The following is an 18,814-nucleotide window of genomic DNA, read 5'->3' as shown; positions in this document are numbered from 1 at the left end:
CGCCAGCGCAGCCCTTTGCCGCGATTAAAGGGCTTTAGTTTCTGCCGGGCCTGGCCGGGTCAGTGCGAGTGGTGGTTGGAGTTACCACCGGCATCCATGATGCTGCCCGATGCGTCGATGTTGCCGTCCACCTGGACATTGCCCTGGATGGTGGCCGCCGCACCACTGCCGCCACTGCCCGCCATGCCGCCTTTGTAGGTGAGCATCCCCTCGACCGTGAGCTGGCCGGTGCAGGTGGTTTGCGGCGTGTCCAGCATAACCGAGGGAGCCTTCACGGTGACGTCACCATCGGCGACCAGGTTTGCAACACCTTTGCAGACGATGTTCATGGCCCCGTTGCTGCGGTCGTACTCAACCGAGCCGCCATCCTTGAACTGGAGCCGGAACTTGTCCGGGCTGCTCACCGGCGGCGCGTCGGCGTCAGAGTAGATTGCGCCGAGGATGCAGCCGTCCTCCATGAACTCATCCAGGATGCAGCCGACATGCTCGCCCACGTCCAGCGTCCACACCACCTTGTCGGCGAGGGTCTTGGGATGCAGTAGCGGAAGCCAGGCCGTGACCAGGCCGTCCACGTCATCGAAGCGCACACGGGCAAACCCCGGTCGGGACTCGGCCACGATGCCCTGCTTGTAGCGCGCGCCGCCAGTGGCCATGTTCATGCCATCGCTCCTTGCTTCGGGTCGCGCACGCGCTTGAGATCGACTTCAGTGCCATAACCGGAGCTGCGAGACACGCGATGCCGTGCCTGCGTGATGGTGTACTTGCCATCCATCTTGCCGAAGCCTTCCAGCCGCACATTCACCCCGGACATCAGCTTCACCTGGCCGGGCATGGCCAGGGTTGCGCCGGTCTGGTCTTCGTTGGCCCTATCCAGCGCCGCGTCGGCCTTGAGCCGCGCCTGCTGTTCATTCTCGGCTCGCACGTTGAGCTTCAGCTCATCGGCACTATGCTGGTTGCCCTTGGCCTCGACGTCCTTCACCGTGGCCTTCTTGACCTGCTTGGTCTTGGGGTCGTGGTAGGAGGCCGTGGCCGCCGCCACCACTCCACGCACCTTGTCCTGGAAACGATAGCTGGTCACGTCCTGGCGGCGGATCACCAGGGTGGGTTCCGCCGCCTTGAGTTCCGACCGTTTGAAGAAGCAGAGCTTGTCGCCACGTACCGAGAACGAGTAGCCGTAGCTCTCGGCCACGCGCTTGAGGAAGGTCAGATCGGTTTCGTAAACCTGCGTGACGCGCGCGATCTTCACCGGCTCAATCTTGCCGGTCAGTTTGAGCTTGTTGCGCTGGGCCACGGTTTTGGCCACGTCGCCCAGCGTAGTGTTCTCGTATGCCCGGCCGTTGCGTGTCCGCACGCTGCGCTTCACGCCAGCGGCCAGCGCCTTAATGCGGATCACGTCCGGGGGGCCATCCAGTTCGACCTCGTCCACCTCAAACTCGCCGCAGGGCAGCAGCGGCTCTCCGGCATAGCCGATCTGCACCTGCACCACGTCCCCATGCTGTGGATACCAGGCATCCTGCCAGCGGCGCTCGGCGTCCTCCAGCGCCAGGTCGACGGAGTCGCTTTCGCCTTCCATGAAGTCGGTGTAGGCCAGCTCGATCAGCGCGGGCGCGACGTGGGCGGTAATGTCCTTGCTCTCGTAGAGCACAATCACCTTGGGCGTGGCTACCTTCATCTTTTCCACGGCGGCAGCTCCTCATCCTGCAATGCTTGGCTGGATTCGGTCAGCGGCAGTACCGGCACCAGCACCACCACGCCCGAAGGCAAAGTGGCGCTGATGTCCAGCGCTGGGTTGGCGGCGATGATGCGGCTGTAGGCCAGTGGATCGCCGTAGTAGCGCCAGGCCAACGTGTCCCAGCGTTCGCCCGCCTGGGTGATGTGCTCGATGCAGTCGATGGCCGTCATCGTGCGCTCCTGGTTGGCGGCGCGCTGGCGGGCCTGGACGCGGGCGCACGGTTGACCGTCTGCGCGGGCTTCTTCACTTGGCCGTTCGGGTCAGGCCTCTCGGTGGCCACTGGTTCCTGCTTGGAGGTTTCCTCGACCAACACCACCGGGCGCACGTACTCGCGCAGCGTCAGCTCGGCCTCCAGCCAGATCAGGGTACCGTCGCGCATCACCTGCCGGGTGGTCACACGCACATCGGTAGGAACAAACCAGCCTTTGTAATCGCCGTTGGCGAACACCAGCGGCAACGCCTCATGGCGCGTGATTGCGCCGCGCAGTTTGAGCATCTCCAGCTCCGGGTCGCAGAACCCGGCATGGAACACCAGGCTCCAACTCACTTCGTCCAGGTTGTCGCCCACCCATTGCAGGCGTGGCTTGCCTTCAATGAGCGCGTGCTCCACGTAGTTCGCCGAGAAGTTCGCCTCCATGCCCTCGAAGTAAGTGATGAGGTCGAAGGTGATTTCCCCCAGCAGCGCGTGCTGCGACACGCCGCCGCGCGTGCGCGTCAGCTCATGGATGATCTGGGCCACCGTGCCCATGCCGAAATTGCCTACCGGCGTCATGATCGCCATTTAGAACGCCCTCCGTTGTTGCTCGGCCTGCAAGCGCCGAATCATCTGTTCCAGTTCGCGCATGGAGAGCTTCAGGCTCTCCTGCACCTGGCCGCGCACGTCGCTGCCATTGCTGTCGCCGCCGCCCACGGTGATGTTGGGCGAGAAGTGAATCGTCATCCCCTGGCCAGGTGCGGCCGCAGTCGCTGCTCCGGCCGCGCTCTCGCGGCGGGACACAGCCTGGCTCACTTCGCCAACCCGCTGCATGGACGTAGGCAAGGCAGGCTGCGCCGTTTGCATGGGCGACGCCAGGCTCGGCAGATCGACACGTACCGGGCCGGGCGCACTGGCCTGCGGCATCACCACCGACGCGACCAGCCTGGCCACCGGCGACGCGGCCAGGTTCGGCCCCGGCAGCGCCAGGCGCGGCATCTCGATACGCGGCATCGGCGGCAAGGCAACCACCGGCGGCAGCACTGCGGCCGGAGCGGGCTGGCGGGCCTGCTGCACCACCACGGGCGCGACAGGCTGCACAGCCGCTGGCGAGGCAACCTGGCGCGGCTGCTCGGGCACGTCCAGCCGCGGGACACCCATGCGCGGCAGCTCGACGCGCGGCATGGCGGCAGGCGCGACCGGGCGCAACGCCTGCGCGGCCGGAGCTTCCAGGCGAGGCGGTTCAATCGGCTGGCGCGTCTGGATGGAGCTGTTCACCCCCGCGACGGCGGTGTTGCTCGCGGCGACCGCACCGGCCAGCGCCATCCCGGCCAGCCTGCCCGCAGCGCCTTGGACGCCCGGCACGGATTTCAGAATGCCCAGCGCCGCGCCCTCGCCGATGTTGCCGCCGAAGCCCATGAATACCCTGGACGGTGACTGGATGCCCAGCAGATTGGTGAACTTCGACTTGAGGCCGGAGGCGAAGTCGCCGATGGCTGTGACCGCCCCTCCAATGGCCGATTTGATGCCGTTGGTCAGCCCGCTAATGATGTTCGTGCCGAAGTCGGTGAAGTTCTTCGGCAGGTCAACGCCGAACCAGGACAGCACGCCGGAAAACGCTTTATAGAAAAGTCCCATCGGCGACCAGTTCACGATCAGTTTGCCTACGCCCGCGATGCCGCCAGAGAAGGCGCTGGTGATCTGGTTCCAGATGCCGGTGAAAATCGACGTGACGCCGTTCCAAGCACTCACGAAACCCGACCTGATGCCGCTCCATAGGCCAAGGAAAAAGCCCTTAATCGGCGTCCAGTAACGATAGACCAGGTACGCACCGGCCGCGATGCCGGTGATGATGAGGCCGATGGGGTTCATCAGCATGGCGCGGCCCAGCGCGATCACGGCAACCCTCGCCACACCCAGCGCACCCAGCAACGGCCCGCGCAGCACGCCACCCAGCCAGGCCGCGCCGCCGCCGATGCGGGTCATGAGTGAGAAGACCTGGAGGCCGGAGACCAGCACGCGACCGAAGGACATGGCCACACCCAACGCGAAGAAGGTGGTGATCGCTGCGCCCAGGCCAAGCACCAGGAAGCCCAACGCCTTGGTAGCGCGCGGGTTGCTGTCGGCAAACTCTGTCAGCCAGCCGGTAGCGGTGTTCAGCACATTGATGAGTGGGTGCAGCGCCTGCACCACTGGCCCGGCCAGGGCTGCGCCCAGGTTCTCCAGCGAACCGCCCAAGGCTTCGATTGTGTTCTTGCTGCTTTGTGTGGTGCGTTCGATACGCTGTTGCAGACTGGCCTGCTGCGCCATGCGCTCCTGCGCAGCGCGGAACCCCGCCATGCCTTGCTCGGCCAGAATCATGGCCGGGCGGCCCGCTTCCGCGCCGAACATGGCCTCGGCCACTTCCATCGCCGCCTTGTCGCCCAGCTTGTCCTTGATGGTCTTTAGCTTCTCCAGCTCCGTGACCATGTGGTCGAGGCCCGCGAAATTTCCCTTCTTGTCGAAGAAGTCGAAGGTGATCCCCGCGTCCTCCATCAGCCCCTTGGCGTGGCCTTTCATGCCTTTCTTGGCGTCCTCGATCATCTGCGGCCCCTTGGCCAGCCGCGAGAGCATCATCGAGAAGTTAGTACCGAACGAGGAACCTTCCAGGCCGACCTGCGCGGCCATGCCCTGGATGGCCAACATCTTGTTGGTGTTGTCGATGCCGGAGATACCAAGCTGGTTGAGCATGGGCGCCTGGTAGGCGCTGGCGGCCATGAGGTCGGACGGCTTCATACCGAAGGCGAACTTGGCCCGCTGCATGGAGTCAGCCATCTTCGTCAACTCGTCGTCGGAGAGCTTGTAGGCTTCGCGCAGCTTGGCCGCCATCTCACCGGCTTCTTCGGTTGGCATCCGCAGCACAACCGACAGGTACGAAGCCGCCTTCAGGCCGCCACCCATCACCGACTCGACCGCCACGCCTTGCTCCATGAGCGCGCGGGCGGTGCCGACGAAGTCCGCCGTGGTGCCCGGCAGCAGGTTGCCCAGCTCGATGGCCTGGCGCTTGAGCGCGTCGTAGGTACCGCCCACCTGGCCGTTCTTGTCCATCATGGCGACCTGGAGCGAGTTGAGCGCATCGTCCTGGCGGATGAACGCCCCCACGGGCGCACCCAGCGCCCGCGCGGTGCCGTAGGCCGCCATCGCATCGCCCCAGCGCGAGTTCAGGTCAGCGCGGGCTTGCTGCTGCGCGTTCTGCGCTGCCTTAAGCCTCTCGTAGCGGGTGGTCAGCCTGTCCACCGTGGCCTGCTCGTTGCGCATGGCCTGGGTAATGCGGCGGCGATGTTCAGACAGGTTGCGCGTAGACACGCCATTCTGTTCCAGGGCCGTGCGCAGCCGTTGCAGGCGCTCGGTCTGACGCATCACACCCTCGGTCATGCCCTGGCCCTTGTCGCGGGCTTCTTTGAACTCCTTGGTCAGCTCCTTGAGGTTCCTATCGGCCTGGCTGACCTGCTCGCGTAGCGTCTTGAGCTTGACGCGCTGCTCATCGGTGGCTCGGCCGGTCTGTCCGGCCAGTTCGGTACGATAGGCTTGCAGCGACTCGGTAGCTGCTTCCTGTTCGATACGGGCCATCGCCACGGAGCGGCCCAAGGACGTGGTAGCAGTCTGGTGCGCCTGGAGCTGTTCCTTGGCCTGTTGCAGTTCCTTCTTCTGTACGGCGAAGGCGTCCACGGTTTCCAGGCCAAGTTCCTTCATCCTGGATTTGGCCTCTACCACCTTTTTTTCTATACTGCCGAGGTGGCCTACCACAGTCCCGATGGTGGTGGCAACAGCACCGGCCCCCATCGAAGAAAAGACAATTCCGAGGGTTAACGACTTCGACATGAAAGACTGGCTCCAAAAATCGTGGCAGGAAGCAGGCGCTCAAGCGGAACGCGATACCGCTGACGCTATGACGCTGCCCTGGGCGCAATGCTCCGGGGTGGTTGGCTACCTGCTGGCGTTCTTGGGTACGGTGCTCGGCCTTCTGTTGACCTCCATCCCTGGAACCATCGGCGGCGGAATCATCGGCTACGTCCTGGGTCTGGTGCTCTGCCTCCCGCTGCGCTGGTTGGCTTTGCTGGTTCCCACTCCGTTCGCCTGGCTGGCCCGCCGCCTCGGCTACGTCCGGTAAGCCGCTGCGGCGGCCTCGGCCTGCTTCACCGCCAGGCCCACCCACTTCTCAAAGTCCCACCACTCCAGCTCGTAGATCTCCGAAGGCTGGAAGCGGAACCACTTGGCGAGCAGTCCGCACGCCTCCCACAAGGTTTCATCAGGTAGCGCGGGGCATCCACAGACTTTGAAATGCCGCCTGGACGATGGCCAGGTCGGCCAAGTCCAGCTCCTCGATGTCTTCGACGGTGAGCTTCTGCTCGGACAGCATCGCCATCAGCACCAACTCGCGCCGGGCCGGGTCGGATTCGATGCGCTGCGCTGCCACCATGTCCTTGGCCTTGCCGCGCCGGAAGCTGATGGTCTTGACCTCGCCGTTGGGAGTGGCCAGCGGCATTGCCAGATCCACGCTCGCGGGATTGGTGGGTGCTGCGGTGTTCTTCGTGGTATCGCTCATGGTCAGCCTCCGATGTTGGTGCGGTACAGGTCGAGTTTGTCAACGCCGCCGACCTTGTAGATGTTGGCCATCGCATCGACTTCCAGCACATCCGCGCCATTGACCTGCTGCTTGATGTAGGTCGCGTAGAACTTGCTGCTGAACTCGGCCTTGTCGTTCTGCTTGAAGTCGCCGGTCGGCACCTCGTAAAACGAGGCGGTGAGAAACACCACGTAGGGCACCTGTTGGGTGCGGCCTTGACTGGTGTAGGTTTCCAGGCTGCCGCGCGCCTGAAGCTGAACCGGGGTGAACGGGTCGAGCAGCTTGGGCCACACGTTGGCGTAGAACGAGTTCCACTTGATCTCGCCTTCCAGCGCCTCGAAGCCGCTGGGCAGCTTGATCGCGCCGACCATGCCCACGGCCTTGTGCTCGGCCATCTTGAACTTCACCACCGGGAGCTTGAACTCCTCGGCCTGGCCCAACAGGCTGTTGCCGTCGATGTAGATGTTCGCGTTGTTGAGCGTGTTTACTTGAATACCGGCCACGATTGGCTCCTTTCAGATTGGTTGGATGTTCAGGAGGACTTCGTGCCCAACTGGTTGAGGTAGTCGATGTTCACGATGGACTTGTAGGTCACGCGCTCGGCAGGCGTCGGCGGCATGAAGTCGTAGGTGAACGTGACGTGGCCCGCAGCCAGTTCCGTGGTTTCGTTGTCCGCCGGGTCGAACCACACTTTGCCGTCGATGATTGCGCCGTCTGCCTTGAGCTTGCGCATGAAGGCGTTGCAGCTCTCGACGATGGCGTCAATCAGCGCGTTGTCCAGTGGGCGGTCGATGTACTGGAGCGTGTAGTACTCCAGGCTCTCCGCAATCACGTCCGCCGTGCGCAGCACGTTGATGAAGTTCTTGGGATGCGTCTCGCTGGGGAAGGCCGCACTGCGGTTGCCCCACAAGCGGATGCCCGTGCCGTAGCTGTTGAACACCGTGATGATGCCCGCCTCGTTCAGCAGGTTCGCCTCGCTGTTCGGGTCGTTAATCATCGCGTCGATGGGCGTTTCCACGCCGGTCACACCGAGCAGCTCGGTGTTCGAGGGCGACCACCAGTAGCCGTTCTCCTGGTCTTTGCGCGAGAGCGCGCCAGCGGCATAAGTCGCCAGGTCGGCCAGCACTTCGGTGTCGGTCGCCGTGTCGTAGTCCTTCACATGCGGGAAGCACAGGCCGATGCGGCGCGAGCTGGTGTTGAAGTTGATGCTGCCGGATGGCCCACGCCCGGTGATCGCCTGCTGGAACGTGGTGCCGATGGGGGCGGTCACGAAGCCAAAGGCGCGAATGCTGTTCATCAGCGCACCGAGTTCGGTGGCCACCGAGTTGAGGGTGCTGAACACCGGCGCGATGATGATCTTCGGGTAGTACCCGAAAAGCTGGTAGCTGTCGCGGAACGCCTTCATTCCCGTGCGCTGGCCAGCCCCGTTGATGGTGCCGATGATGTCCGACGGCTGCACCAGCGTCGGATTCGCGTAGGTATACGACGCCTTCAGCGTGGTGGGAGCGGCTACGGTACCCGCAGGAATACTACCGGAGCTGATGCGCTGGCCGGTGCCGGTCGCCGGGTCAAACGAGTAGTCGGTGTCTTTGACGTAGGTGGTAGAGCCTGCCGAGTTGGTCAGCGTGATGGCACCCACCACGGCAGCATGACCCAGCGAGAACTTGCCGTCCTGGTCAACAGTCACGGTTTCCGGGGCAGCAAGCGTGGTTTTGTGCGTGGCCGGGTCGAGCACGTTGATAACGATGGCGACCGTGCCCTTCTGCTTGTAGATGCGGTTGAGCGCCTTGAGGATGGTGCTGCCGGGAATGTCCTGGCCGAATTGCGCGAAGTCGCTTTCGCTGGTGACGAGGATGGGCGTGTTTACTGCCCCGGCCGCCGCCGTGCCGACGATGCCGACCACGGCGGTCTTCACCAGCTTGACGGGGCGTGGGCCGCTGTCGATCTCGATGGTCTCGACGCCGTGCAGAAAATTTGCAGCCATTGGAATCTCCTTTCAGTTACTTGGTCTTGCCCGACTTCTCGGGTGCGGCCGTGGGTTCAGTAGTGGCGGGCTGTTCGACCTGCACCGGCGTGGTCGGCACCGGCGTGAGGCGGCCCTTCTGCACCAGCACGCGCACCAGATCGTGATCGGCGGGCAGCTCGACCTCCTGGCTGTTCCAGAGCAGCACGTCCTGATCATTGAGGTTGCCCTTGCCGTCGCTCACCTTGAGCGTCACGGCGGAATCGGGGCCGGTGTATAGATAGCGAGACATAAGCACTCCTTCGTTTAAGTGGTTTCAGGTAGCTGCACAGCGGATTCGGAAAGCGCCGGTGCGGCGTCCTCGTTGGTGACGCCCCACGGCCCAGGCGGGCGGGGTCGGTTGGCCACGGTGGTCATGGGAATGGCAAAACGCAGGCTGTAGCCCCACGTACCCTCGACGTAGTCGTCGAACTCGACGCTGATGACTCGCACCTGGCCTGAAGCGAACTGCGGTACCCACCCCATGAGTGCTTCACGGCAGGTTTCGAGCAGGTCATAGATGCCGACGCCCAGGGCGGCCTCCGCCGAACCTGGCACATTGGCTTCGCGCAACGTGCGGGAGACCAACCCCATCTCGAACTCGTCCTCGTAGGTCACCAGTTGCCCGGCGGTCGCACGGTGCGTGAACTTGCTGCCGCGATAGATGACCAGCGCAGCGCCGTGCGGATGGGACATTCGGTAGTCGCGCGGGCGCTCCGGCCAGGCACGCACATCCACCTTCGGATGCGCCTGGCCCGGCAATGTGAGCGCCGCCGACAGGCGGGCCACGATGGCGTTTTCCAGATCGCCGACCGTGCTCATCAGCGGTTCCTCCGTCCGAACAGCGACGGCGGCTGGCCGAACTGCGGCATACCGGCCGATTGCGATGCAGGGTTGTCGGCCACGTCAGCGCGCAGCTTCGCACCAGGCAGGGAAACGTCGCCGCAGCCGATGGCCTTGAGCAGCTTCACCACGTCTTCGTAGCGTTGGCGGGCATCCTTGATGTCGTCGGCAGGCCGCAGCGTTTGCAGCCGGTAGATGGCGATGTCGCACGCGCAGCGCACCAGCACCACCGGCGCGGCCATCGGCTCACCGTCGATGCTTACCAGGGGCAGCACGTAGCGGCGGTCGAGCCAAGCGTCGATCTCGGCGGCGGCATCAGCCAACGCCTGCTCGGCGCGGCCTGCATCCAGAGCCTGCGCATCAGGGTCGGTGATAAGCCGCAGGTCGCGCTCGGCGTATCGCTCGGTGAGTTGAGTAAAGGTGGCGTAGTCCATGTCGCCACTTTGCCGAGCGCACCGCCACGGAGACAGTAAAGGTCTTTAGTTTTTGTCCGGTGGTGGGCAGGCGGCAGGAGGCCGGTTTCGGAGGGTTTGTCCCCACCGCTGCACCCTGCGGCCAGTCGTAGGCCATCAAGAAGGGCACACGGCCGTTTGCGAACGATTCGCTGGCGCTCAAACGCCCTAGCCTATACAACGGGGGCACCACAGGGGTACGGCGGGCTTGTAGGGCCGCATAGCGCGCCACCGAAAAAAAGCCCGCGCCGGGATACGACGCGGGCAAACTGCCAGGGAGAAGGCCAGGTGGCGTTGAGGCAGGAAGATCAGCTTGCCCGGCTGGGGCGCGGCGTGCCGTTGAGGTCGGCCAGCGCATCGGCCTCGGTCAGCACAGGGCGGGCCAATTCGTCACGCAGGCGGAAGCCCAGCAACTCGTAGACCTTGCTCACGGCGTCCTTGCGGGCCTCGGTGCGGCCACGCTCGGCACTATGCTGTGCCGGGTCGATAGCACCGTAATTGATGCCGACCACCTTGGTGCCGTTGCGCAACGTCAGCACGGCGAACGTCACACGCTCCAGGCCAACCCACGACGCAGGCGCGGTACCGAGCTGGGATTCGCCGAGCACGCCATCGGCAGCGGTGAAGCAGAACTCGCTGACGATTTCCGCTTCGACATCGCCCGGTGTGACACGCGGGCCGTTCACTTGAGTGGATTCCATGTTCATACCTCCACGATCTCGACCGCCTTCGCGTCGAGCAAGGATTGCAGTTGCTTGCCGCCGACCTCGAACGTGGCATCGCTGCCGGGTTCATAGACCTGGCCATCGTGCTCGACGCGCACGATGGGCCGGACTGTCTTGGCATCGCCCTGCGCGGGCTTCACCTTCTGCTCGGCCTGGGTCTGGCCTTCCGGTTGCGCGCTGGTCTGCGCGGTATCGGCTTGCGCAGTGTCGGCCTGCACGGCTTCGGCCTGCACGGCTTCGGCTTGTGCGGCTTCGGCCTGCGGCTTGTCGCCTTCACCTTCCGGCAACTGGACGGGTTCCTTCTTTGCCATCGTCGCCCCCTTACGCCACGGCGTTCTGGAAGAAGTAGCCCAGGTCGCGGGCGCAGATGACTTCCTTAACACGCTCGCCGGAGCGCACGCGCTGGGAGCCAGTCAGGCCGATCTTCGGTTCGTCGATGCTGCCCGCGATCTTGTTGCCCCAAGCGGCGGTGAAGCCGTAGGTCACGCCAGCCTGCGGGCCTGCGGCGCGGTCGCGGTACAGGAAGGCCGCGTGCTTGCCCCACACGCGCGACATGGTCGCGGCCTGGCCCTTCTTGGCCTGGTTCACGAAGCCCGCGCCGACCAGCACTTCTTGCAGCTCGAAGAACTCGGCGAACTCCTGGCGCGACACCATGCCCGCGCCCTGCGCCGTGCCCTTGATGGCCTGCACGATCAGCTTGTGGCGGCGCAGCTTCGTCCAGGTCTGCTGGCCGAACACGGCGATGTTCGGGCGGATGATCGGCGAGTCGAGCGCGTCGCCGATGGAGGCCACCGGGTCGGACGAATCGTGCGACCACTGGCTAGTGCCTGACAGCGTGGCCTGGTTGTTGGCCGAGAAGCTGGCCGGGTTGAACACCTTGGAAGCGACGCGCTGCTCACGGCCCAGGTTCACCAGGTTGGTCAGGTAGGCCGTGGACGTGCCGAGCGGATCGACGCCCTGGTTGTCGGCTTCGACGTCCTCGTTCGGCACGATGTCGTCGAGGCCGTGGTCTTCCACCTTGTCGGTGCGCTCCTCGGCCTTGAACTCGACTTCGTTGGGCACCGACTTGCGGCCCACGCGGGTGTCGGGGACGGTGAAGCCTTGCGCCAGGTCGTATTCCAGCCACTTGAACTCCTGCGAGGTCGGCGTGCGCGGCAGGACGCTGTCGGCGATCAGCACCACGTCCGGGTTGCGGTACGCGATGGCGATGGCGGTCAGCTTCGGGTCGATGGGAAACGGGCGAATTGCCATGTGAATCTCCTATGTGTGATGAGGGTTAGGCAGCGCCCTGGAACACGCCGCGCGCGAGCAACACCGGGGCGATGTCGCCAGCGACCGCGCTGACCTCGGCGAAACCGATGATGTGGGCGTTGACGTTCGCCGCAGGCGCGGCGACCACGGCCTTGCCGTCGGCGTCCGCCGCGACCGGCTGGCCGCGCGCCACGGTGCCGCCGAACTCCACGTCCGCGAGACCGGCGCGAACCACGTCCACGCGCTCGCCCGCAACCACGGGCAGCTCCGCGTTCACGCCGATGACCAGGTCGGTGCTGGCCGCAGCCTGCGCCACGCCGCCATCGGCCGCGCCGAACTTGACGATGCGGTAGGCCGCAATGTCGCCCTCGGCGGTGTAGTTCTTGATGAGGGTGGGGTTGCCCATTGCTTACGCTCCTTTCGTGACGTGGGCCACGGCCGCAGCCGTGGAAACGGTGACACCGGCCTGGGCCTGTTCCTGCTGGTACTTCAACGCGGCCTGGGCGATGGCGTTGGAGTCCTTCACGTCCAGGTCGCCGCCGCCCGCAGGCGGGGTGCCGCCGGTCTGCGTGCCCTTGAGCGCGGCCAGCGGCTTGGCTTCCTTGAGGAAGGCTTGCAGCGCCGCCAGCGGCTGCGTGCGCCAGTAGGCTTCGTTGGGCGGCAGGATGCGCGCGTCGGACAGCGCGGCGGTCATCAGGCGTTCGTGCTCGGCCTTGTCGCTGGTGGACTTAAGCGCGGCCAGCTCGGTGGTGAGCTTCTGGTGCTCATCCAGCGGGATGTGCTTGGCCGGGTCGAACTGGTTGGCCTTCAGCGCCGCGATCTGCTGCTCCTGGTCGCGGGCTTTCTGCACCAGCGTGGAGAGCTGCGCGAGCGCGGTGTCGTCGCCGGTGTCCAGGGGCAATCCCAGGGCCACCAGCACCTTGGTTTTTTCCATGATGGGTTCCTCGTTGGTAGTCCTGCCAGAGCCGGGCAGTCGGCGTAGAGAATCGTTGGTGAGCGCAGTGATCTCGCCCAGCGCGCCGAGCGCGGGCTTGTTGGTGAGAGCGACGCTATGCAGGCCGAGCACCATGCCGGTCTCGGCGTCGAAGATTAGGATGGGCGAGATGTAGAGGTACTCCTCGCCCTCCAGGTGTGCGCGGCCAGCGGCCGTCCAGCTCACATGCGCGAGCATCCCCACGCCGGGCGAATACTCCAGCGCGGTAATCCAGCCAGCAGCGGGCGCGGGTTGCCCGTTCTCTGCGGCCTTGAGGGTCTGGTGTTCGTAGTCGATGGGGAGCTTGACGCCGCCCGCCTTGAAGTTGGCGTCAACCGCAGCGGCGGCCGTCGCGTCAAGGAACCACGTCTTGGCCTTGACCCCGTCCATGTTGCCGGGGCGGCCGTCGAGGGCATCGAAGTGCCCATCAGGAATTACGCGCATCCGAGCAGGAGCGGTGCGCGTTGCGCCTTGGCCTTCGAGAACGATCTCGAAGGCCAGCGCTGCTACTTGTCGGTGTGCGGTGCTTTTGTCCATGCCGCCACTTTGCCGAGCGGCATGGGCGGCAGACAGTAAAGGCTTTTAGTTTTTGCGCGACCGCATTTTCTTCACGCAGACCTCGTGCATGGTCGCCGTATCCACAACGCCCAGCAGGCTCTCAGTCGCGCCACCGTTGCCACGGACGATGTCGAAGTCGAGGGAATACAGCGGCGGCTGCTTGTTGTAGCCGCCTTCGCAGCGCAACGCGATGGTCTGCGACTTCGTCAATGGCCCGACTTTCTTGAGCACGTCGCTCAAGGCCACGTCTTCGGCCCGGAACTTCAGCACGGGATTCTCTGCCGCGCTGGTGTCCATCACCAGCACCGACACCTGCCGCTTCTCTGGTGGCGGCACGTCGTCAGCATCCTCGCCACAGGCAACAAGGCCCACGCAGACCGCTAACGCGAAAACAACCCTCCTCAAATTCATTTCACCCCCCTTGCACTCAATGCGTGTGCGATGCGCTCGCGCAGCGCCGCTGGTTCTGGCGTCGCATCGGCACTCCACTCCGGCCATAGCTCATCAAGCAGCTCATGGAAGCCAACCTCCGACAAGCCGGTCTCGCGCTTGTGCAGCTCATCGGCCAGCAAGCTGGCCAACACCTTCATCCGCAGCAACTGCGCTGCTGGCGTGGTGTGTTCCTCGCCCTTGCGCACGCCAGTCGTGATGTAGCCGACATCAGCTCCGGCCTCCGCGATAGCGGCCAAGTACTTCGCATCCGGTTGCCGCTTGTCGTTCTCGTAGTTGGTCTGGGCGCTGATCTGCACCCCGGCCAACGCCGCGAAATCCGTCTGGTTTAGACGGAGCCGCTTTCGCTCCTCTTTTAATCTGCATCCGATAGTCATTAAACCTCCAAATGAGTAAAAACCACTTGATCTTTTACTCGTTCGAGTAAATAATCACCACCATCACCAACCAAAACCACCAGAGGCCGAACCCATGACCCAAGACCAAATCGACCGGAAGATCGCCGCCTTTCGCGCCGACCTGGACGCTCGCGGCGAGTCGCTCTCCGACTACTGCCGCCGCAAGGGGCTGGACTACGACGCCATGTTCATGGTGCTGCGTGGTCGCTCCAAGGGCAAACGCGGCAAGGCGCATCAGGTGTTTGTCGCTCTCGGTCTCAAACCGAACCGAGCCGCCTGAATTTTCGCACGCTGCAAATCATTTTCACAGGAGAACCTTAATCGTGAGCACACCAATCAAGACCAGCCAGACAGCAGCCAAGGTGCTCGATGTCCTGGCTGCACTGCTGGGCCACTTCGCCAACGGCATGACGCCCACCGATCTATCGAAGGCCACCGGCCTCGATCCCAGCGCCATCACCCGTTACGTCGCCACGCTCGAAGAAAAGGGTTTTGCCGAACGCATCCCGGAGACCGGGCGCATCCGCCCCTCGGTGCAGTTCGCGCGCCACGCCGTTTCTATCCTCCGCAGCCTCGACGCCGCCCGCGAGCGCATCGAGAACATCCAGACTCGCCTGACCAATCACTAAGGAGAAGAACATATGGCCCGCACCGCAACCAAGATCGCACCCGCCGCCGAAGTCGTCACTGACGCCGACCTGCCGGGCCTGCCTGCCGCCACAGCAGCCGCCAACCAGCTCGCCGTCATGCACAGCAAGCAAGAGGCCGCCGCGCAGGCCATCGCCACCGAGATCGGCTACGAAGGTTCCCTGACCATCGGTGCCCTGGAAGATGAAATCCGCTTCTACCAGCGCCGCACGGTGGAATCACTGTTGGAGCTGGGCAAGCGCCTGCTGGTGCTGCGCGAGCTGACGCCGCACGGCGAGTTCGAGAAGCGTGTGGAGTTCCTCGGCTTCAGCTACAGGTCAGCCGCGCGCTTTATGCAGGCTGCTGCCAAAACGGCGAAATCTGCCAATTTGGCACTTTTGAGCACCCAGGTGAAAAGTGCCAGCGCCTTCCTGGAGCTTGTCACTCACGACGATGACGTGCTGGAGAATCTGAAGGACATCGACGACATCGACCGTATGAGCGCGGGCGAACTACGGAATGCCATCCGCAGCCTGCAAGGCGATCTTGAAGCCAAGGACGCTGTACTGGACAAGACGCAGAAAAAGCTCACCAACCTCCAGGTACAGCTCAAGAAGAAGGTGGTCGCCGACACGGACTGGCCCGATGCGCTGGAGCCGGTTTCCGACCAGGTCGCGGCCGCCGGTCGCAAGATCGCCCAGGCCATCAGCGAGTTGGAAACCTGCCGCATCACGTTGTTCGAGGTCGCGCAGGACATTCCCGAAGAACAGCGCCCGAAGTACGAGGCTGCGCTGGCCCACATCGCCGAGGTGTACGAGCAGGCGCTCTCGCGGGCAGAAGCGGGCCTGACCAAGGAACGCACCACCTTCGACAAATCGCTGGGCGCATACGCGCCAGAAGCGGCCTGAAGCGCAGGAACTCGATATGGCCCATCAACTCGCTCCAGACCTGCTGCAAGAGCTATTCGCCTTGCGCGACCGCATCGCTGCGGCCCCGCATGGTTGCGCGACCGAGCTGGTGCATAACTTTGCCAGCCTCATCGGCCGGAACCCCTCGACGGTCTACACCTGGCTGCGCACCCATGCAGGCTATCGCACCGGCCGCAAGAAGCGCGCCGACGCGGGCACCACTGCGCTGCCGAAGGAAACGCTGCACTTCATCGCAGCGGCCAAGCGCGAAGGCATCCGTGGCAACGGCAAAGCCACGCTGCCCACGGCGGTGGCCATGAACATCGCGCACACCAACGGCATCGACGTAACCGTCTCCGAGGGCCGCGTCAACGCGCTGCTGCGCGCCGCCCGCATGGACGCCAAGGCGCAGGCCGCCGCCCGCAACCACATCACGCTGCGCAGCCTGCATCCCAACCACCTGCACCAGATCGACCCCTCGCTCTGCCTCATCTACTACACGCCAAAGGGTCAGGCGATCATGCGCGACGAGGAGTTCTACAAGAACAAGCCCGCCAGCATGGACAAGGTGCGGCTCAAGGTCTGGCGTTACGTCCGCTACGACCACGCCAGTGGCACCATCGACGTGCGCTACTTCGAGGCCGCTGGCGAGAATCAGCACAGCCTGTTCGAGTTCCTGCTCTACACCTGGGGCCAGCAGGCCGACCGCATGTCGCACGGCGTGCCCAAGATGCTCTTGTGGGACAAGGGCAGCGCCAACACCAGCTTCGCCATCAAGAACCTGCTCGACGCCCTGGGCGTTGACCACGAGACACACGCCACCGGCCACTCCTGGGGCAAGGGCGGCGTCGAGCAGGGCAACAACCTGGTGGAAACCCACTTCGAGTCCCGCCTGCGCTTCGAGCCAGTGGAGAGCGTCGAGCAGCTCAATGCTTCGGCGGCCCGCTGGGTACGCGACTTCAACGCCAACGCCATCGAGAAGGTCGATTGCCGCCTGGTGCGCGCCAGCGGCCAGCCGATGGTGCGCGACGACCTCTGGCAGCTCATCATGCGTCACCCCGGCGCACTGGTGCAGATGCCGCCGCGCGAGGTGTGCCAGTGGTTCATGGCGGGCCAGGAACTGACCCGCCAGGTACGCAACCTGAAAATCACCTTCGCTCACCCCGAGCTGGGGCGGCGCGCCAGTTACGACCTGAACCCCTGGGCCGAGTTCCTGGGCAACGGCCAGAAGGTGCGTGTCACGCCGCTGCTCATGCAGCAGGGCGCGCTCCGCATCGAGATCGACCGCCTGGGCGCGGACCCCCTGCTGGTGCAAGTAGAGCCGGAGCGCGAGTTCGACGAATACGGGCGGCCCCTGTCCGCACCAGTAGCAGGCCAAGAGTACGCCCGCGCGCCGCAGACCGCCAGCGAACGCGCCGCGAACACGCTGGCCGCTACTGCCTGGGGTGATGGCACCACGGTGGATGAGGCCGAGAAGAAGCGCGCCGAGCAGGCCCGCCCGTTCGGCCACCTCAACGATGGAAAGGGCTTGGTGGCGCACAGCCATCTCGGCCAGGCCGACCTGCCGCGTCGCCTGTTGCCCAACGCCGGGGAGGTGCAGACGCCCCAAGTGCAGCAGCTCCAGAACAAGGCCGCCTCGGTGCAGATCATGCTCACCGTGCCGGAGGCAGTTCGCGCCATCAAGGAGCGCCTGGGCGATGCAGCCCCCACCGACCTCTACAGCCAGGTCAAAACCGCCTTCCCGGACGGCAACGTGCCGCAATCGTGGGCTGACCAGTGGGCCGTCGCACCGGCCGCAACGGGCACTCACGGTAGCAGCGTGATTGAGCTGCGGAGGTTCCGATGAGATACCCCGACAGTAAACCCACGCCCCTCAAGCTCAAAGCGCTGCTCAAGCGCATGAACGTGGCGCAGGCGCAGTTCGCCCGCACGCTGGGCATCAGCGCAGGAACCCTGGCCGACATCCTTAATTGGGGCTTCCAGCCTGCCAAGGGCTGGCCCGCTCTGCGCCAAGCCATCCGCGTCGAACTGGCCCGGCTGGGCGCGTCCGAGAAAGCCATCGCCACGGCGTTCGAGCACCGCGCGGGCACCCCGAAAAACCGAGACGCCGCAGAGCGTTCCACCACCGCGCCTACGTCCGACGCGGCCTCCTCATCAACTGCCAAGAAGGAAACCGACATGCTGCTGCAAAAACAAACCCTAACCCCGGCCACCCGCAAGCACTTCAACCTGGCCGCCGATCCGTTCAAGAACGACGTCACGCAGGCCAGCGACGTCTTCATCAGCCAGGACATCCGCTTCGTGCGCGAAACGCTCTGGCAAACCGCCAAGCATGGCGGGATGCTCGGCATCGTCGGCGAGAGCGGCAGCGGCAAGTCCACGCTGGTCGATGACTTCAAAGACCGCCTGGTGCGCGAAGGCCGCGACCTGGTCGTGATCGAACCCTCCGTGCTCTACATGGAGGAGAACGACGCCAAGGGAAAGACGCTCAAGAGCGCGGCCATCGTGCAGGCCATCATCGACACCGTCGCACCTGGCGTTGCTCCTGCGCGTGACCTGGAAGCCCGCGCCCGCCAGGTGAAGAAGCTGCTCACCGCAGGACACCGCGCGGGCCAGCGCCATCTTCTGTTGATCGAAGAAGCGCACTGCTTGCCCAAGGCGACCCTGAAACACCTCAAACGGTTTTCCGAGATCAAAGACGGTCTCTCGCCCATGCTGTCCGTGGTGCTGATCGCACAGCCAGAGCTGCGTGCCCGCTTGTCGGTGAGCGACCCCGATGTGCGCGAGGTCGCCCAGCGGTGCGACATCGTCGAGCTGCCGCCGCTGGACGGCTACCTGGCCGAGTACCTCAAGTTCAAGCTGGCCCGCATCGGCGTTGATGTGGCCCAGGTCATCACGCCCGAAGGCATCGCCGCGCTGCGCGAACGCCTGACCTTCGCTCGCCGTACCGGCAACGCCAAGTCGGCGCAGTTGACCACAACCTACGTGAGCCTGGCATACCCGCTGGCCGTCGCCAACGCGCTCACCGCCGCCATGAACGTGGCCGCCAACCTCGGCGCTCCGGTGGTGGACGCCGACATCGTCAAGGAGGCGTGA

Annotated in this window: 24 protein-coding genes; 6 read left to right on the top strand and 18 right to left on the bottom strand. The window is 64.7% G+C overall.

Translation table 11 applies throughout. The features are described 5' to 3' along the window. Positions 1-59: 59 nt before the first annotated feature. Genes AB7E19_RS19790 through AB7E19_RS19770 form a run of 5 tightly spaced genes read right to left on the bottom strand, consistent with a single transcriptional unit; the run spans position 60 to position 5,786 of the window. Entirely contained in the window at positions 60-659 is a 600-nt protein-coding gene (locus AB7E19_RS19790) for a phage baseplate assembly protein V (protein WP_182963427.1), read from the bottom strand. After that, entirely contained in the window at positions 656-1,672 is a 1,017-nt protein-coding gene (locus AB7E19_RS19785; RefSeq protein WP_182963838.1) for a phage late control D family protein, read from the bottom strand. The genes AB7E19_RS19790 and AB7E19_RS19785 overlap by 4 nt, the downstream gene beginning before the upstream one ends. After that, entirely contained in the window at positions 1,669-1,902 is a 234-nt protein-coding gene (locus AB7E19_RS19780; protein WP_278855920.1) for a tail protein X, read from the bottom strand. Before AB7E19_RS19780 ends, AB7E19_RS19785 begins: the two co-directional genes overlap by 4 nt. Next, positions 1,899-2,513: a phage tail protein gene (locus tag AB7E19_RS19775; RefSeq protein WP_278855923.1), complete on the bottom strand. Its 615-nt coding sequence runs from the start codon at positions 2,511-2,513 to the stop codon at positions 1,899-1,901. The genes AB7E19_RS19780 and AB7E19_RS19775 overlap by 4 nt, the downstream gene beginning before the upstream one ends. Then, entirely contained in the window at positions 2,514-5,786 is a 3,273-nt protein-coding gene (locus AB7E19_RS19770) for a phage tail tape measure protein (RefSeq protein ID WP_182963426.1), read from the bottom strand. It abuts the gene before it with no gap. Between AB7E19_RS19770 and AB7E19_RS19765 the strand changes: the two genes are divergently transcribed. Then, positions 5,785-6,075 carry a hypothetical protein gene (locus tag AB7E19_RS19765; RefSeq protein ID WP_278855926.1) on the top strand — a complete coding sequence of 97 codons (291 nt, stop codon included), beginning with the start codon at positions 5,785-5,787 and terminating at the stop codon, positions 6,073-6,075. The two genes, AB7E19_RS19770 and AB7E19_RS19765, sit on opposite strands and share 2 nt — an antisense overlap. Positions 6,076-6,213: 138 nt before the next feature. On the opposite strand, the gene AB7E19_RS19760 is transcribed toward AB7E19_RS19765, so the two are convergent. From AB7E19_RS19760 to AB7E19_RS19700, 13 genes are all read right to left on the bottom strand, one after another. After that, a complete protein-coding gene (locus tag AB7E19_RS19760; RefSeq protein ID WP_182963425.1) occupies positions 6,214-6,510 on the bottom strand; it encodes a phage tail assembly protein in 297 nt (98 codons plus the stop codon). Positions 6,511-6,512: 2 nt separating this feature from the next. Further along, positions 6,513-7,034: a phage major tail tube protein gene (locus AB7E19_RS19755; RefSeq protein ID WP_033965086.1), complete on the bottom strand. Its 522-nt coding sequence runs from the start codon at positions 7,032-7,034 to the stop codon at positions 6,513-6,515. A gap of 29 nt (positions 7,035-7,063) precedes the next feature. Continuing rightward, positions 7,064-8,515 (bottom strand): phage tail sheath subtilisin-like domain-containing protein, encoded by a 1,452-nt coding sequence (locus tag AB7E19_RS19750; RefSeq protein WP_182963424.1) that lies wholly within the window; start codon positions 8,513-8,515, stop codon positions 7,064-7,066. Between the two features lie 16 nt (positions 8,516-8,531). After that, on the bottom strand, positions 8,532-8,786 hold the full coding sequence (locus AB7E19_RS19745) for a hypothetical protein (protein WP_182963880.1): 255 nt from the start codon (positions 8,784-8,786) through the stop codon (positions 8,532-8,534). 14 nt (positions 8,787-8,800) lie between these two features. Then, a complete protein-coding gene (locus AB7E19_RS19740; RefSeq protein ID WP_182963423.1) occupies positions 8,801-9,355 on the bottom strand; it encodes a Gp37 family protein in 555 nt (184 codons plus the stop codon). After that, positions 9,355-9,810, bottom strand: coding sequence for a phage protein Gp36 family protein (locus tag AB7E19_RS19735; RefSeq protein ID WP_278855940.1), 456 nt, complete (start codon positions 9,808-9,810; stop codon positions 9,355-9,357). The genes AB7E19_RS19740 and AB7E19_RS19735 overlap by 1 nt, the downstream gene beginning before the upstream one ends. A 326-nt stretch (positions 9,811-10,136) precedes the next feature. Further along, positions 10,137-10,529 carry a Gp49 family protein gene (locus AB7E19_RS19730; RefSeq protein WP_278855942.1) on the bottom strand — a complete coding sequence of 131 codons (393 nt, stop codon included), beginning with the start codon at positions 10,527-10,529 and terminating at the stop codon, positions 10,137-10,139. 2 nt (positions 10,530-10,531) lie between these two features. Beyond that, entirely contained in the window at positions 10,532-10,864 is a 333-nt protein-coding gene (locus AB7E19_RS19725) for a hypothetical protein (protein WP_182963420.1), read from the bottom strand. 10 nt (positions 10,865-10,874) lie between these two features. Beyond that, positions 10,875-11,804 (bottom strand): major capsid protein, encoded by a 930-nt coding sequence (locus AB7E19_RS19720; RefSeq protein ID WP_054893686.1) that lies wholly within the window; start codon positions 11,802-11,804, stop codon positions 10,875-10,877. 25 nt (positions 11,805-11,829) lie between these two features. Next, positions 11,830-12,210 (bottom strand): capsid cement protein, encoded by a 381-nt coding sequence (locus AB7E19_RS19715; RefSeq protein ID WP_182963419.1) that lies wholly within the window; start codon positions 12,208-12,210, stop codon positions 11,830-11,832. A 3-nt stretch (positions 12,211-12,213) separates the two neighbouring features. After that, on the bottom strand, positions 12,214-13,314 hold the full coding sequence (locus tag AB7E19_RS19710) for a phage protease (protein ID WP_278855947.1): 1,101 nt from the start codon (positions 13,312-13,314) through the stop codon (positions 12,214-12,216). A gap of 45 nt (positions 13,315-13,359) precedes the next feature. Continuing rightward, positions 13,360-13,746 carry a hypothetical protein gene (locus tag AB7E19_RS19705; RefSeq protein WP_182963417.1) on the bottom strand — a complete coding sequence of 129 codons (387 nt, stop codon included), beginning with the start codon at positions 13,744-13,746 and terminating at the stop codon, positions 13,360-13,362. Further along, on the bottom strand, positions 13,743-14,162 hold the full coding sequence (locus tag AB7E19_RS19700; protein WP_060444039.1) for a helix-turn-helix domain-containing protein: 420 nt from the start codon (positions 14,160-14,162) through the stop codon (positions 13,743-13,745). Before AB7E19_RS19700 ends, AB7E19_RS19705 begins: the two co-directional genes overlap by 4 nt. Before the next feature lie 94 nt (positions 14,163-14,256). Here AB7E19_RS19700 and AB7E19_RS19695 point away from each other — a divergent pair, with 94 nt between their 5' ends. The 5 genes from AB7E19_RS19695 to AB7E19_RS19675 are packed head-to-tail and all read left to right on the top strand — an operon-like array spanning position 14,257 to position 18,814. Beyond that, positions 14,257-14,463: a hypothetical protein gene (locus AB7E19_RS19695; RefSeq protein WP_052156554.1), complete on the top strand. Its 207-nt coding sequence runs from the start codon at positions 14,257-14,259 to the stop codon at positions 14,461-14,463. Between the two features lie 43 nt (positions 14,464-14,506). Then, complete coding sequence (locus tag AB7E19_RS19690; protein ID WP_113995593.1) at positions 14,507-14,812, top strand: helix-turn-helix domain-containing protein; 306 nt, start codon at positions 14,507-14,509, stop codon at positions 14,810-14,812. Positions 14,813-14,824: 12 nt separating this feature from the next. Continuing rightward, positions 14,825-15,718, top strand: a complete 894-nt coding sequence (locus AB7E19_RS19685; RefSeq protein ID WP_182963416.1) for a hypothetical protein — start codon at positions 14,825-14,827, stop codon at positions 15,716-15,718. Between the two features lie 16 nt (positions 15,719-15,734). Next, complete coding sequence (locus tag AB7E19_RS19680; protein WP_278855957.1) at positions 15,735-17,564, top strand: transposase; 1,830 nt, start codon at positions 15,735-15,737, stop codon at positions 17,562-17,564. Beyond that, positions 17,561-18,814, top strand: coding sequence for an AAA family ATPase (locus AB7E19_RS19675; protein WP_182963415.1), 1,254 nt, complete (start codon positions 17,561-17,563; stop codon positions 18,812-18,814). Before AB7E19_RS19680 ends, AB7E19_RS19675 begins: the two co-directional genes overlap by 4 nt.

Origin of the sequence: Aeromonas sp., assembly GCF_050252055.1 — a bacterium.
GTDB lineage: Bacteria > Pseudomonadota > Gammaproteobacteria > Enterobacterales > Aeromonadaceae > Aeromonas > Aeromonas caviae.
Note: the sequence above shows the minus strand (reverse complement) of the source record. Positions and strands in the feature narration are given on the sequence as shown.

Excerpts from the sequence above, each read along its gene's own strand:
- AB7E19_RS19730 (WP_278855942.1), bottom strand. The coding sequence starts at position 10,529 with ATGGAATCCACTCAAGTGAACGGCCCGCGTGTCACACCGGGCGATGTC.
- AB7E19_RS19760 (WP_182963425.1), bottom strand. The coding sequence starts at position 6,510 with ATGAGCGATACCACGAAGAACACCGCAGCACCCACCAATCCCGCGAGC.
- AB7E19_RS19785 (WP_182963838.1), bottom strand. The coding sequence starts at position 1,672 with ATGAAGGTAGCCACGCCCAAGGTGATTGTGCTCTACGAGAGCAAGGAC.
- AB7E19_RS19725 (WP_182963420.1), bottom strand. The coding sequence starts at position 10,864 with ATGGCAAAGAAGGAACCCGTCCAGTTGCCGGAAGGTGAAGGCGACAAG.
- AB7E19_RS19695 (WP_052156554.1), top strand. The coding sequence starts at position 14,257 with ATGACCCAAGACCAAATCGACCGGAAGATCGCCGCCTTTCGCGCCGAC.
- AB7E19_RS19680 (WP_278855957.1), top strand. The coding sequence starts at position 15,735 with ATGGCCCATCAACTCGCTCCAGACCTGCTGCAAGAGCTATTCGCCTTG.
- AB7E19_RS19720 (WP_054893686.1), bottom strand. The coding sequence starts at position 11,804 with ATGGCAATTCGCCCGTTTCCCATCGACCCGAAGCTGACCGCCATCGCC.
- AB7E19_RS19790 (WP_182963427.1), bottom strand. The coding sequence starts at position 659 with ATGAACATGGCCACTGGCGGCGCGCGCTACAAGCAGGGCATCGTGGCC.
- AB7E19_RS19765 (WP_278855926.1), top strand. The coding sequence starts at position 5,785 with ATGAAAGACTGGCTCCAAAAATCGTGGCAGGAAGCAGGCGCTCAAGCG.
- AB7E19_RS19675 (WP_182963415.1), top strand. The coding sequence starts at position 17,561 with ATGAGATACCCCGACAGTAAACCCACGCCCCTCAAGCTCAAAGCGCTG.
- AB7E19_RS19715 (WP_182963419.1), bottom strand. The coding sequence starts at position 12,210 with ATGGGCAACCCCACCCTCATCAAGAACTACACCGCCGAGGGCGACATT.
- AB7E19_RS19735 (WP_278855940.1), bottom strand. The coding sequence starts at position 9,810 with ATGGACTACGCCACCTTTACTCAACTCACCGAGCGATACGCCGAGCGC.
- AB7E19_RS19705 (WP_182963417.1), bottom strand. The coding sequence starts at position 13,746 with ATGAATTTGAGGAGGGTTGTTTTCGCGTTAGCGGTCTGCGTGGGCCTT.
- AB7E19_RS19745 (WP_182963880.1), bottom strand. The coding sequence starts at position 8,786 with ATGTCTCGCTATCTATACACCGGCCCCGATTCCGCCGTGACGCTCAAG.
- AB7E19_RS19780 (WP_278855920.1), bottom strand. The coding sequence starts at position 1,902 with ATGACGGCCATCGACTGCATCGAGCACATCACCCAGGCGGGCGAACGC.
- AB7E19_RS19710 (WP_278855947.1), bottom strand. The coding sequence starts at position 13,314 with ATGGACAAAAGCACCGCACACCGACAAGTAGCAGCGCTGGCCTTCGAG.
- AB7E19_RS19770 (WP_182963426.1), bottom strand. The coding sequence starts at position 5,786 with ATGTCGAAGTCGTTAACCCTCGGAATTGTCTTTTCTTCGATGGGGGCC.
- AB7E19_RS19750 (WP_182963424.1), bottom strand. The coding sequence starts at position 8,515 with ATGGCTGCAAATTTTCTGCACGGCGTCGAGACCATCGAGATCGACAGC.
- AB7E19_RS19685 (WP_182963416.1), top strand. The coding sequence starts at position 14,825 with ATGGCCCGCACCGCAACCAAGATCGCACCCGCCGCCGAAGTCGTCACT.
- AB7E19_RS19775 (WP_278855923.1), bottom strand. The coding sequence starts at position 2,513 with ATGGCGATCATGACGCCGGTAGGCAATTTCGGCATGGGCACGGTGGCC.
- AB7E19_RS19700 (WP_060444039.1), bottom strand. The coding sequence starts at position 14,162 with ATGACTATCGGATGCAGATTAAAAGAGGAGCGAAAGCGGCTCCGTCTA.
- AB7E19_RS19740 (WP_182963423.1), bottom strand. The coding sequence starts at position 9,355 with ATGAGCACGGTCGGCGATCTGGAAAACGCCATCGTGGCCCGCCTGTCG.